14 protein-coding genes and 1 pseudogene are annotated in these 13077 nt (G+C 53.5%); 5 read left to right on the forward strand and 10 right to left on the reverse strand.

Features of this window, described 5'->3' with window-relative positions; all coding sequences use genetic code 11:
- The first annotated feature begins 203 nt into the window (after positions 1-203).
- The gene (locus tag AC1XYH_RS06890; RefSeq protein ID WP_483325891.1) at positions 204-728 is read left to right on the forward strand and encodes a lysozyme inhibitor LprI family protein; all 525 of its coding nucleotides are present in this window, start codon (positions 204-206) and stop codon (positions 726-728) included.
- Positions 729-791: 63 nt separating this feature from the next.
- Here AC1XYH_RS06890 and AC1XYH_RS06895 read toward each other — a convergent pair whose 3' ends face one another.
- Positions 792-1385: a hypothetical protein gene (locus AC1XYH_RS06895; RefSeq protein WP_483325892.1), complete on the reverse strand. Its 594-nt coding sequence runs from the start codon at positions 1383-1385 to the stop codon at positions 792-794.
- A complete protein-coding gene (locus tag AC1XYH_RS06900; protein ID WP_483325893.1) occupies positions 1382-1624 on the reverse strand; it encodes a hypothetical protein in 243 nt (80 codons plus the stop codon). The genes AC1XYH_RS06895 and AC1XYH_RS06900 overlap by 4 nt, the downstream gene beginning before the upstream one ends.
- 635 nt (positions 1625-2259) lie before the next feature.
- Between AC1XYH_RS06900 and AC1XYH_RS06905 the strand changes: the two genes are divergently transcribed.
- The 3 genes from AC1XYH_RS06905 to AC1XYH_RS06915 all read left to right on the forward strand — a co-directional run bounded on the left by AC1XYH_RS06905 (position 2260) and on the right by AC1XYH_RS06915 (position 5953).
- Positions 2260-3912 (forward strand): sodium:solute symporter family protein, encoded by a 1653-nt coding sequence (locus AC1XYH_RS06905; protein WP_483325894.1) that lies wholly within the window; start codon positions 2260-2262, stop codon positions 3910-3912.
- A 60-nt stretch (positions 3913-3972) separates the two neighbouring features.
- A complete protein-coding gene (locus tag AC1XYH_RS06910; protein ID WP_483325895.1) occupies positions 3973-4104 on the forward strand; it encodes a putative transporter small subunit in 132 nt (43 codons plus the stop codon).
- Positions 4105-4261: 157 nt separating this feature from the next.
- Positions 4262-5953: a sensor domain-containing diguanylate cyclase gene (locus AC1XYH_RS06915; RefSeq protein ID WP_483325896.1), complete on the forward strand. Its 1692-nt coding sequence runs from the start codon at positions 4262-4264 to the stop codon at positions 5951-5953.
- A 73-nt stretch (positions 5954-6026) separates the two neighbouring features.
- On the opposite strand, the gene AC1XYH_RS06920 is transcribed toward AC1XYH_RS06915, so the two are convergent.
- Genes AC1XYH_RS06920 through AC1XYH_RS06935 form a run of 4 tightly spaced genes read right to left on the reverse strand, consistent with a single transcriptional unit; the run spans position 6027 to position 7840 of the window.
- Positions 6027-6407, reverse strand: coding sequence for a carboxymuconolactone decarboxylase family protein (locus tag AC1XYH_RS06920; RefSeq protein ID WP_483325897.1), 381 nt, complete (start codon positions 6405-6407; stop codon positions 6027-6029).
- Positions 6408-6465: 58 nt separating this feature from the next.
- Entirely contained in the window at positions 6466-6822 is a 357-nt protein-coding gene (locus tag AC1XYH_RS06925; protein WP_483325898.1) for a MerR family transcriptional regulator, read from the reverse strand.
- Positions 6823-6867: 45 nt separating this feature from the next.
- A complete protein-coding gene (gene map / locus AC1XYH_RS06930; RefSeq protein ID WP_483326322.1) occupies positions 6868-7599 on the reverse strand; it encodes a type I methionyl aminopeptidase in 732 nt (243 codons plus the stop codon).
- A 34-nt stretch (positions 7600-7633) separates the two neighbouring features.
- Complete coding sequence (locus AC1XYH_RS06935; protein ID WP_483325899.1) at positions 7634-7840, reverse strand: ParD-like family protein; 207 nt, start codon at positions 7838-7840, stop codon at positions 7634-7636.
- Positions 7841-8051: 211 nt separating this feature from the next.
- Between AC1XYH_RS06935 and rarD the strand changes: the two genes are divergently transcribed.
- Entirely contained in the window at positions 8052-8957 is a 906-nt protein-coding gene (gene rarD / locus AC1XYH_RS06940) for an EamA family transporter RarD (RefSeq protein WP_483325900.1), read from the forward strand.
- Positions 8958-8960: 3 nt separating this feature from the next.
- On the opposite strand, the pseudogene blaOXA reads toward rarD, so the two are convergent.
- From blaOXA to AC1XYH_RS06960, 4 genes and pseudogenes are all read right to left on the reverse strand, one after another.
- A pseudogene (blaOXA, locus tag AC1XYH_RS06945) lies at positions 8961-9644 on the reverse strand (class D beta-lactamase); the annotation flags it as partial.
- A gap of 177 nt (positions 9645-9821) precedes the next feature.
- Positions 9822-10310 (reverse strand): GFA family protein, encoded by a 489-nt coding sequence (locus AC1XYH_RS06950; RefSeq protein WP_483325901.1) that lies wholly within the window; start codon positions 10308-10310, stop codon positions 9822-9824.
- Between the two features lie 202 nt (positions 10311-10512).
- Positions 10513-11712, reverse strand: a complete 1200-nt coding sequence (locus tag AC1XYH_RS06955) for a serine hydrolase domain-containing protein (protein ID WP_483325902.1) — start codon at positions 11710-11712, stop codon at positions 10513-10515.
- Positions 11713-11980: 268 nt separating this feature from the next.
- Complete coding sequence (locus AC1XYH_RS06960; protein WP_483325903.1) at positions 11981-12880, reverse strand: YihY/virulence factor BrkB family protein; 900 nt, start codon at positions 12878-12880, stop codon at positions 11981-11983.
- Between the last annotated feature and the right edge of the window lie 197 nt (positions 12881-13077).

A 13077-nucleotide genomic window follows, 5' to 3' on the forward strand; every position in this document is an offset into this window, starting at 1 on the left:
GGTTCTCAGTGCTGCCAGTGAACAGGGCAGGGCAGCAAGCCACATCGTGTTGTTGAAATACCAGTAAATGGCGATGGGCTCAAGCATCATTACTACGATTTATGTTGGTTTTTTGTAGAAATAAGCAGCGCCTTTTGGCTCATCGATGCCACACCGCCTATGCTTTCTGCACGAGCTTGTGAAAAATTGAGAGAGGATGCTCTTTGCTGGTTGATTGCAAACCGCCTGACAGCAGGGGCCGTTATTTTTTTGCGGAGGTGATTTTGAAAATAATGCGTTTTATTCCGTTGCTCGCGGTTATAACCATCGCGCCGCTAGCACAGGCTTCAGAATATGAGTCGTGCTTAAACGTTGCGGTAACACAAGCAGATATGTCTGGGTGTGCAGATATGGGCTACCAAGAGGCAGACGCGGAGCTTAATCGTGTTTATAACGAAATACGGAAAATTTACTCAGACGATAAGCTGTTTTTAGATAAGTTAAAAAGCGCTCAGCTGGCCTGGATCACATCACGCGATGCAGACCTTGCACTAGAGTATCCACACATGGACGAGGAGGGGTATTACGGTAGTGTGCTGCCGATGTGCACATTAGATTCCAGGGCCTCTCTTACGTTGGAGCGTGTCACTTATCTAAAAAGATGGCTGGATGGAGCAGAGGAAGGGGATGTTTGCAGTGGATCGATCATGCTTCAGTCGGATGTGATCGAGCGCCAGGGGCTTCAATAGAATAACGTCATGCAAGGCTGGACGGTTTCACTGTCACCAGAACCTCCAGCCTTGCCCACACGACTACATTTGGGCTGTCCGGAATACCACCCACAGAACCTGTGATGCCAGGCAAGCGCCTAGATAGATAATGTTGTAAGCCTTGCTGGCTAACCGCGTGGCTAGCAGCGCGCCAGTAATGAGTACGATATCTGCCCAAGGAAAACCAAAGGCCAGCTGAGCATAGTATTGTTGCCCTTTCAGCAGCGTATCCATCAAATCGATAATCAACAGAGCAGCAACCAAGCTGAAGAACCAGCCGCGCCTTGCTTCCATATATCCCTGATACCCGTCAAATTCCGACATATCATCAGGGAATAGCATAGTCGCCAGGAAAAAATGCAGCGCCGCGAATCCGGTAACAAAGATGTACCTGCCAAAGTTCCAGGCGGATACATTCGAAAGCGTATATTCAAACCACCAGAACCGCAGCACGGCCAGCAGCAAAAAAAACACCCAGCCAATATGAATCCAATGAACCCGGATACGACCAGGGTGCTGGACGAATCTCGCCAGTCCGGTCAACAGGCGGGCTAGCGCAAGACTCGTCACCATGCCCATCAGAATACGTATACGTATATGGATGTAGGTGTCTGGATGTACGCTCGGTTCAATCATGAGGATTTGCTATAACCCTGCATTTTCATGCAATGGTTTACTAAATTTCCTTGCTCATACCCCCTAGCAATCCCGTCTGCTACACCCGAACTCACCGCATCCGACACCTTGCCGTCATATTGGGGCGCTGTCGCACCTGCGTTAGCGGTAGCAATTTCAGCCTGATACAAACACTGCTGATAGGCTTCTGATGCCTGTTCCGGGGTTTTTCCCTGGTGGGTGAAAGTTGGGTCATTCACCGCGCAACCAGTGCTGAAAATCAGGCCAGCTATTAGTGCAAACGATCGGGTTTTCATGAGGTTACGTCCCTGTTTTTCGACGTGGGTTAATCCTGAATTCAGATAGAACCGAAATAGGATGTTAGCTGAATATCTGGCCAGCGCACCAAGCTCCGTCGACAGTCTGGTCCTAGGCGATGATGCGTGAAAATCATCAAAGTCGCCTATCGCCCAAAGGTGTTTTTCAGTCGTCCCCGTAATGCTTCAGTCGTGCAGAGCCGCCCGTTTACAGCCGCGCCGGATAGCTGAGTTTAACCGTCGGCAGTGAATACCAACTGCCCATGTAGAGCTAGAAAGCGCGTCGTTGCTGGGAAGCATGCCTGGACGGGGGGCGGTTGAGCGCGTAGGGTGGCTGACCGGTCCGACCTTTTCAGTGCGCATTCGCGATCTGCTGTGAGCGGTTATCTGGCCCCCATCACTACGGCGTTTACGACGCTCGATCTTGCACCATCAGACCGCCAACCGTGGTCTTCATCTCGCTGCAGACATACCTAGAAAGATGTTCTGTTTTTGCTTACGTCCTGTGGCGGCCGCTCCTTGCATGGAACTCTGGTTGCTACGAAGGATGATCAGGCTGCAAAGCCTATGGGTACTCAATGAACGAAGAAAGTTTTTACCAGTTCTCGACACTGACCGTCCTCGTGTTGCTTGCGGCCTTTTACGGCGGAACCTATCTACTGACCTTGCTGATCAAGAAGAAAAAGGAAAATACCGACGCCTTCATGGTGTCCAACCATCAGATCGGTTTTGGTCTTGGCGCAGCCAGCATGACCGCCACCTGGATCTGGGCTGCCTCGTTTTACGGAGCCGCCACCTCGGGTTATACCTACGGCATCTCTGGCCCCTTGCATTACGGGTTGTGGGGCGCCCTGATGATTTTGTTTATCTATCCCTTTGGTCGCCGCTTTCGCGAGCTGGCGCCGAACGCGCACACCTTGGGTGAGCTGATTCACGCGCGGCATGGCTCGTCCAGCCAGCTGATTCTCGCGTCCTCCAATATTCTGGGTAGCATCATCAGCCTGATGGTTAACTTCACTGCATCGGGTGCATTGGTTTCCGTTCTCTCGCCCTTGTCGTTCCAGGCTGGCGTGGTGATCGCCGGGGTAGGGGTGTTGTCTTACACCCTGTGGTCTGGCTTTCGCGCCTCGGTACTTACTGACTTTGCGCAGCTGATGGCAATGATGGCGGTCGCCATCCTGATCATTCCAGCGGTGCTCTTTGCACTCGGCGGGCCGCAGACATTATCGGACGGTATGAGTTTCCTCACGCCAGAACAGGCGAACTTGTTCTCGATGGACGCCATCCTCAATCAGGGCGCGCCCTTCTTTGTAGCGGTGCTGGCTTACGCTATCGGCAACCAGACTATCTCGCAGCGGCTGTTTGCGGTACGTGAAGATCACATAAAACCGACCTTTATCACCGCAACCATCGGCTACGGCGCCATTGTGATCGGGCTCGGCATGATCGGTCTGATGGCGCTGATGACCGGCATGGAGCCTATCGACGGCGACATGAACAACCTGATACCGCAAATGGTGTCAATGTACCTGTCGCCCATCTTTATCGGGCTGTTCTTCATCCTGGTGATCGGTTCATTGTCTTCAACGGCTGACTCGGATTTGTCCGCCATGTCGGCGATTGTTATGGCCGATGTGTATGGCAAAAACATTGCCAAAAACAAGCCTGATCCCACCAAGATGCTGTTTATCGGCCGGTTGACCATGGTGGTCGCGACGCTGATTGGGGTAATCCTTGCCAGCTTCTCGATGGACATCTTGATCATGCTGGTCTTCGTTGGTGCGCTCTGGGGCGCCATCGTCTTTCCCGTCATCGCCAGCTGCTTCTGGAATCGCGTTACCAATGCGGCCTTCACCTCAGCGGTTGTCGCTGGTCTGTTGATGTTCTGCATCGCGCGTTTCGAGTTGCTGCCTATGGTCAGCGCCGTTGCTGTGCTATTTGAGTTGCTCGCAGCTGTGGGCGGTGGCGTGGTGCTGGGCCTGATGACCTTTGGGTTCTGCGGACGTCGCGTAGGCTTGATCGTCGGCGCAATCAGCGCTATCGGCTTGGCCTTCCTCTGCGTCGGCTTCCTGCGCGATTACACCGTGCTGCTGGCCTCGCTGATGGCATATGGCGTCAGCACTATCGTCTGCATTGCTGTGAGCCTGATGAGCTCAAGCGAATTCGATTTCTCGCAGATCGATCAAAATGTCATCAATTACGATCCAGCCAAGCCTGCCGCAGAAGCCTAAGCTGAATTGACTCCATCCGCTGGTGTGCAAAAGCGCACCAGCCAGATAATGGGAACGAACATGCAAACTTTTATATTGGCGCTATATGTACTGATCTGGCCGTTGATATCACTCGCTGTACTGGCGGTCATTGGCATCGCTACGGTGAAAGATATTCAGGTGGCGCGGCGCGAGAAGCGCGAGCTGGTGTAAAACAAGATGAGCATTGTCTGCATCTAGCCGAAAAGGGGTAAGGATAGCTATAGTGGCTATACGATATGCCCAATAGACGCTAGGCAGGATTTCCCTCATCAAAATAATAAACACGCTTAAAAGCCGTCTTATCCTGCTCTTTGGCGGCTTGGCTGTTGTGGCTACGGCCGGCAGCACTTGGCTGGTCAGCAATCTTGCGGTTGAAGCATTGCGCACATCGACCGGTCAAAATCTGGAAGAAATAGCGATTCAGTTCCGAGATAAAATCGATCTCGATTTGTCTGAACGCTATAACGACTTCAATGTGGTTTCCGCTTTTATTACCCCGTTATTAGAGCAGGGGCGAGAAGCAGAGCTCGCTCCAATAATTGATTCGCTGCAAGATAACTTTTCTAGTTATGCCTGGATTGGCTTTGTTTCTCCCGAAGGGGTTGTCGTCGAGAGTAATGGAGGGCTGCTGCGGGGGGCTGACGTGAGTCAGCGACCTTGGTTCAATCAAGCGTTAAAACAACCTTATATGGGTGATGCTCATGATGCCATTCTGTTAGCTGAGAAACTCTATAACCCGACCTCCGCGCCGTTGCGTTTTTTAGATTTGGCACTTCCACTGCGCTCGGAAGAGGGCAAGTTGTTGGGGGTGCTAGGCGCTCATCTATACCTTGATTGGGTTGCCAACATGGGTCAGTCGTTAATGACGCCCCTGCGCAGGCGGCTCAATGCAGAGTTCATCGTGGCTGATCAATCCGGTGTGGTGTTGATCGGCCCGCCCGGTAGTACGCGTCAGCGCCTGCCTGATGCGCTGATTGAGCAGGTCAAGGCTAGCAACTCCGGGCACCTGACCACAAAGCTCGCTTTCAATGACAGCTTGGCTGAGGCGCAGGACTACCTTGTTGGTTTCACTCGGTTGCAGGGGGCAGCCGAGTACAGAAGTTTCAACTGGTTGGTGTTAGTCCGTAAACCCGCAGCCGAGGCCTTCGGCACGGCGAGAGAGTTGCAGAGGTCTTTGATCATTGTTGGGCTATTGGTCGCGCCTATTTTGCTTCTGTTCGTTTCTCTTGCAGCGCGTTGGACCACCAGACCTTTGCTTAGCATCACGCGAGAGGCGAATCAGTGGGATCCTGAAAAAGCGGATACCTTGTTCCAAGTACGCGAGGATTACGCCGAAGTCAAAACGCTTTCGTCTGTATTGCGTGACCTGGTTCGTCGCTTGGCTCGTAAAACACGAGAGTTGAACGAACTCAACGCCCATCTGGAACAACGCGTTGCCGACCGTACGCAAGAGCTTGAGCGAGTCAATCTTCAGCTTGAAACAACTGCTCGTACCGATTCCCTCACGGGCCTGAGCAACCGTGGTCATTACTTTGAGTTGGGTGAAACCGCGCTGAAAAAGGCGGCGAGATCCAATAGCACTGTGGCCGTTATTATGTTTGATGCCGACCACTTCAAGAAGGTGAATGACACCTACGGACACGCTGTAGGTGATCGAGCCTTAGTGCGTCTGGCACAAATGGCCCTCCAGGCTCTCAGAGAAACCGACATACTCGCGCGCGTTGGCGGCGAAGAGTTTGCAATAATGCTAGAAAATACGACCGAGCAGATGGCCGTCGAGGTTGCAGAACGTTTGCGGGCAAGCATTGAGGCAAGTCCGCTGGTACTAGAAGAGGGTGAGCTGGTACTAACTGTTAGCGTGGGTGTCGCGTGTCTCAAACCAGGCAAGTCAGACCACCTTGAAACCTTGCTGGTATTGGCGGATAAAGCGCTCTATGCCGCTAAGGCCGGCGGACGCAATCGTGTGTGCCGGTATACCGAGATCATGTCTGCGACGGACAAGCCGGGCGCGACCAGTTGAACAACGCGTTTTCGCAAACGGTACAAGCAATAAACGATACCGTTTGCGATATCCAGTTGAAGGCTTTTGACACCTAAAGCAATCCTCGTTCGACCAACACTTCCTTCACGATAAACATGCCGTTCAACGCCGCCGGAAAGCCAGCATATACCGCCATTTGCAGTACGGTTTCTTTCACTTCCTCTGGCGTGCAACCCACATTTAATGCGGCTTGCACATGGACTTTGAGCTGCGGTGCGCAATGCCCCATAGCCGTCAGCGCAGCCACAGTAGCGATCTCCCGCGATTTTATATCCAGACCTTCCCTCGAGTAGATATCGCCGAAAGGAAACTCGATGGTGTATTTGGCCAGATCGGGGCACACATCCTTAAGGCTTTCGATCACCTGGTGGCCTGCCTCGCCATCTATTTCTGTTAGTTTTTCAAGGCCAGCCTGGTATCTCGATGTGCTCATGATCGCGCTCCACTTTCGTTTGTGTGGAGGCAGAATGCGGGTTAGAGCTAACTCTAAGTCAAGGGGCTTTTAGGGATCGGTAGTGCGTGATTTTTGCGTCCAGGGCTTTCAAGTGCAGCTGCTCGGTTTCTATTCTGGTTTTCAGGGCATCTCGGTGTTCTTCCAGAATGTGCTGTCTTCTCCCCAGCGTGCTATCGCCCGCGGCTCTGAGTTTGGAATACGCCAGGATGTTATCTAACGACATGCCGGTATCCTTGAGCCTAACGATGAAATTGACCCACTCCAAATCCCGTGAGGTAAAGGCGCGGTGCCCGCTGGCGTTGCGCTGAATTCCCGGCAGCAGGCCAATCTTTTCGTAGTATCGGAGGGTGTGGGCTGAGAGGCCTGACTGTGCAGAAAACTCGCGCATATTCATTCGATAAGTCCTTCTTACAAGGCTGCAGCATGTAAGGCGTATTGCTCAGATGCGCTCATCATCCCGGAGCGTAAGTACTTCGTAGCCAGACGATGTGACCGCGATGGTGTGTTCCCATTGCGCCGATAGCTTCTTATCCGCCGTCACTACGGTCCAGCCATCTTTTTTCTGCTTAACCTTGGCTTTGCCCTGGTTGATCATCGGCTCAATGGTGAACGTCATGCCCTCGCGTAGAATCAGGCCTTTGCCACGCTGGCCAAAATGCATAACCTGCGGTTCTTCATGCATTTCCCGACCTATGCCATGCCCGCAGTACTCACGCACAACGGAGTAACCGTGTTGCTCTGCGTAGCGCTGAATGGCATGCCCAACGTCGCCCAAAGTGGCGCCCGGCTTAACGGTTCGGATGCCTTGCCACATGGCTTCATAGGTTGTATCGATTAGCCGTTTTGCGAGCGGGAGCACATCGCCAATCATATACATTTTGCTGGAGTCAGCGATAAACCCGCCTTTTTCCAATGTGATATCAACGTTAACGATGTCGCCTGTTTTCAGTATTTGGGTATCTGCAGGTACGCCATGGCACACCACGTGGTTGACCGAAGTATTCAGTACATATTGATAGCCATACTGGCCCTTGCTGGCGGGGCGGGCGCCAAGTTGTCCAACGATGTACCGCTCCGCCAGATTGTTGATGTCCATCGTGGAGATACCGGCTGTTACCTGGCTATCCAGATGGTCAAACACTAACGCCAAAAGCCGACCGGCTTCGCGCATTAGCTCCAGCTCCTTTGGGCCTTTCAGTTTTATTTCATCCACTGACGATATTCCTCATATCAATGTCGGCATGCTGCATTTGCTCCCGCATGATTTGAGAAAACGACATGTCCGGATTGGCCTCGGCGAGCTTGCCCATTTTTATCCAGTACTCAGCTTGAGCATTAATGGAGCGCACCATAACTGAACTAGCCCTGCGCACATCTTCGTGCAGCTCATCACTGATTTTGACAATACCCATAGCGACCTCTGAATATATGCAACATATATGATTCGTATATGAAGCATATTCTGATGTAAGGAGCGCCGCAAGTGATCATCAAAGTTGGCCTATAGTCACTATGGCTGCACATGGGGTTCTATTTGGCCCCGCGTCTGAGTTTCGTTATGCAGTAGCCGCAGCGCCTGTAGAATTGGCGGGACTTATACACTCTTAGTTAACCGAGCTTTGAATGGCCAGCAAACTCAACGAAAATAGCCAGGGCATCGCCTACGGCCTCAGCGCCTACATGATGTGGGGCTGCTTTCCGCTGTTCTTCGCATTATTTGATGGCGTACCGGCTTACGAAATACTGGTGCACCGGATTGTTTGGTCGTGCGTATTTCTGGCGATGGTTATCACCTTGATGCGCCGTTGGGCTCCGGTAGTGGAGGCATTAGCGCACCCCGCAAGACTGGGCCGAGTGTTGGCCTGTGCCGTGTTGATTGCGTTGAACTGGGGCGTGTATATCTACTCGGTAGAAACACGCCATGTGCTACAGGCCAGCCTCGGCTACTTTTTAACGCCTCTGGTGAATGTGGTGCTGGGCATGCTGATCTTGCGCGAGCGTATGGCGCGCCTGCAGGGTGTGGCGGTTGCGTTGGCGGTATTGGGCATACTGGTGCAATTGGCCCTTCTGGGGACCATGCCCTGGATTGCTGTGATTCTAGCGCTGAGTTTTGGTACCTACGGCTTGCTGCGCAAACAGATCTTGCTTGATGGGTTGTCTGGCTTGTTTGTAGAGACCTTGCTGTTGTTACCGTTAGCCTTACTAGCTCTGGCTGCGCTGGCCCAGATGCAGCTGTCGCATTTTACTCAGGATGCCCGCACGCTATTGCTGCTGGTAGCGAGTGGCGTGGTGACTGCGATCCCGCTGTTGGCCTTCGCTGGGGCGGCCCGACGGCTGCGCTTGGCCACGGTGGGCTTTCTGATGTACATCAATCCAAGCATGCAATTCTTGATTGCGGTGTTTGTATTCGAGGAAGCGATCAGCGGCATACAGCTGGCCAGCTTTGCGCTTATCTGGCTCGCTCTGGCGTTATATTCCTGGTCAGCTTGGCGAACGCTACAAGGCGCAAGAAAGCGCCCGGCGGCTTGATACTCACTTAAGCTCGGAATCGATGGTTGCGAGAATGGCGCGGGTGATTCCTTCTCGTTTTGGCAGGTCGTTTAACCGATTGGGCGTATCGATATTGAGTGCAAAGAATACCGGCCCGCTTGGCCATTCAACCCAGCCAACCCACCAGCCGTAACGACCCTCCCAGCCGGTTTTAGCGCGCAGAATGTAATTGCGGTCGGCTTCTACGATCATCAAATCCTTAACCAGGCGTTGATGCTCAATAGTGAAGGGTAGTTGGTTGCGGTAGAGGCGCTGCAAGAACTCGATTTGTTCTTCGGCAGTAATCGCCAGCTTGCCATCAATCCAATAATCGCCTTGCTCTACGGAAGGGTCCGCGTTGCCGTAATCAAGGCGTTGCAAATAGTCTCGCGCTTTAGCTTCGCCAATTTCTTTTGCAAAACCTCGGTAAACCCAAACGGTTGAATTGCGCATGGCGGAGCGCAGGTTTTGATCCTGATTGTGTCCGGCAAAACTATGCTCAATGCCATCCCATGGGAACACCTGAAACTCATCGCGCACCGCGCCAGCATCCAGCGCCATCAGCGTGTGTGCAATTTTGAAGGTAGAGGCGGGCGAGAAGCGCTGCGCAGCGCGCTCCTGATTATGCACCCAAGCAATAGGCTTATTCGGTACGCGCTCATCTACCACCAGAATGGTGCCTACGGCATCTTGCGCAGCAAATTCTGCGGCCCAGTCGGCACGTTCTTGGGGGCGGCTTGTAGCGGCAGAGCAAGAGTAATCAGCAGGCAGAGTATGATTTTAGGCATGGTTCTCAAGGCTATTCCGGTTTTGCAAAGCACCTTCGGCAGGCGCGAACTAACGGCTACTTTAAAGCGCTAAGTCTTAACCACCAAGCCTCAACCGCGCGTGCCACTCGGCTAACGACTCTCGGGGGTACTTATCAAACAGCTTGTCGTTCGGGCCGGCCTGCACTTTAACCCAGGGCGCCTTGGAGCCCAGCATCAGGTGCGTGCGCTCCGGCGGCACCGGTAAAGCCGTATCGATGGCAGAAGCCTGTGGATGTACCAGCTCCGGCCAGTTCGGGTCCCACAGCCATAAAGCGCTGCCGCACTCGCTGCAAAAATGCCGCTGCCCCGAGCTTTGTCGCGGCTCACCGGTGGTCTCATTGGTGATCATCGCCTGATACACCTTTACGTGCTCTTGGCCATCAACCTTGAGCGTTTGATAATCGCCGCCAAGGTTGATGGCATAACCGCCACCACCCGCTGTTTTGTGGCAGATGGAGCAATAGCAGAGATTGAAGGGGTAGGGCTGAGCGGATTCCAGTGAGAACTGAACACGACCGCAGTGGCAGGAGCCTTTGAGATGCATGGGTTTACCTCCGATTGTTTGAAGGACCACCGGCGAGAGAGGCGGGTGGCTTGCCGTTAACAGAGGTAAGGTTAGCAGTCGATGAGCAACAGAACGCCGCGCATTGGGTTATGGGTTAAGTGGGGAGCCAAACAACATCAGCATGTCGCTGCAGCTTGGCTCCCCAGCTCTGGTTCTAAGCAGTGATTTTTAACCCACTAAACTAAGGCTTTGCCTCGGCATCGATTGCCGATTGCACCTGCCGGTAAAAGGCCAAACGCTCTTTAGCCTGATTGCCTCCTTGCCGGTCAGTTGCCTGCGGCCAGTTGCCATTCGAGGCAATTACCAGCTGCCGCTTGGGATCGATAAAGATGCCCTGGCCAAAAATCCCTTGGGCCACGTAGGCACCATCATCCAGCGTCCACCACTGATAGCCGTAGCCGTGTCCGGGCACACCGATATCCGCCTGCTTGGTGGTTGCTGCTGCGATCCAACCGTCAGGTAACACCTGCTCTCCACCGGCCATACCACCGCCCATGATAAACAAGCCAAAGCGCGCAAAGTCACGGGTTGCAGCCTGCATGCAGCAACCACCGATTTCATGCCCGGTGGAGCCCAATAGCCAGGTGGCGTCCTGCTCCATGCCGAAGGGCTTCCAGACTTTCTCGGAAAGGTAGTCAGACAAGGTCTTGTTGCTGGCAGAGCTAGCCAGCACGCCAATCAAATTGGTCTCGCCGGTTTTATAAACCCACTTGGTACCGGGTGCCGCTTCGGATTTCAGTTGCCGCATATAACTCACGGTCACATCCACGCCCGGCTCAGCCTTGTGACCGTTAAACAACGCCACATCTGATTGCGGATCAGCGTAATCCTCATTCCAGGCTACGCCGGAGGTCATGGTCAGCAGCTGCTTGATCGTCACGTTGTCGTAAGCGGAGCCCTTTAGATCAGGGATATAGTCCGACACCATGTCATCGATGCTTTTGATGTAGCCATCTTTGATGGCGGCGCCCACCAACGTGGAGGTGAAGGATTTGGCAACCGAGAAGCTGGTCCAGCGACCTTCAGGGCCAAAGTCCAATCCGTATTCCTCAACCCGCACCTTGCCGTCCTGCACGATTACCAAAGCAGCAGCGCGTTGCGATCGCATATAAGCATCAATGTCTATACCAATTTCCAGCGGCGCACCCTCGGGCAGTGGGTACACATTTTCGCCGGCAGCAATGACCCGCGACTCGCTCAAGGCTGGTACGCGGTCCAACGCACGAAAACCGGCATCGCGCTGCGCGGTAGACCAGAAAAGCACATTAGGGCTAGTGGGGAAGCTCAAAACCAGCCTGCGCATATCCTTGTCGGCTGTGGCCCAGAAAACGCCGCACGCCACTACCAGCAGCAATACGATCGAGATGATCCCTTTTTTCACGCTTACTCTCCTATTATTTTTGTTTGGCCATAGTAGGGGAGCGGGGAGGCTTTTGGGCGATGTTGTCTGGCGTATAAGCGGTGGTGATTTTGGGATAGTTGATAGGGGAATGTTTTTCTTGCTGCAAGTCGGTTATCGGGCTCTAGAACACACCCAACATTTTGCAGATGACGTCAGGCAGCGGCGCGACTGTTTTTGGCAACTGAAGACTAGCTACAGCGTGATGCTGCACGCTGCAGGCTAGCCGAGGTGATGCGGCGATCTGTGTTCAGTTTTTCGGCGCTTCACCTATCAATTCCCGTTGCACACGTACCGCCGTGCTCTTGGGGCGCACCTGCCTACCGCTACCTTCCAGGTGGGCCCGCGTGAAGGCCGCGCCGAACAGCAGGATCATCGAGGAGTAGTTAACCCACAGCAGCAGCAGCGCCAGGGAGCCTGCGGCGCCGTAGGCTGACGCCGTTGCTGTATAGGCCAGGTAAATGGAGATAAGGGTGCGGCCCACCGTAAACAACACTGCCGTAATAAACGCCCCCAATAGCACGTCGCGCCACGACAGCACTACGTCGGGCAGGATCTTGAACATGGCAGCGAACAACAGCGTGGTCACGACCAGCGACAGGGCCAACTCCACACCGACCATAGTTCCACCCGGAATAGGCAGCCAATCTTTCGCGTAGGCCATAATGGCGCTAGAAATGACGGACAACATCAGCGAGACCAGCAGAATAAAGCCAATTGCCAGAATGATGGTGAGCGACAGCAAGCGACTTTTAATAAATACCCACAGGTTGTTTCGAGCAGGGCGGGGCGCAACGCCCCATATCTGATTCAGCGACTGCTGCATTTTTGCGAACACCGTGGTGGCACCCACGATGGTGGCAAATATCCCGATTAACGCCGGCCAGATGCCGCTCTGGTCGATTTGTGAATTAGCCACTGCAGTTTGTATTGTCTCGGCGGCTTCTGGACCAAGCGTACCCTCCAGCTGCCCAAAGAGTTGCCCGGTAACAGCGCTCTCGCCAATAACCAGACCCACCAGCGCGACAACCACAACGAGAACCGGCGCTATGGAAAAAACAGTAAAAAACGCCAATGCAGCTGCATAAATAAAGGCCTGACTATCGAGCCAGTTCTTGATCGCGGCCCGTAAAATGCTGAACCAGTACATGATCATAGGGACACGTTGCGGTGAAAGCTTAAAACCATCGTCAAAACACCTTGTCTCGAAGTCAATCTCGCGGGTAGGAGGCATTATAGGCATGGGCACCGAGCCTAAACACCTGCCATAGGATAGAAAACCTGTCGTCAGACGCGGTAGTCAACGCATGCTTAAAATAGAGCCAGCGCCAGACCAAGGCCCATTCG

This window comes from Pseudomonas sp. GW-45 (assembly GCF_056896675.1).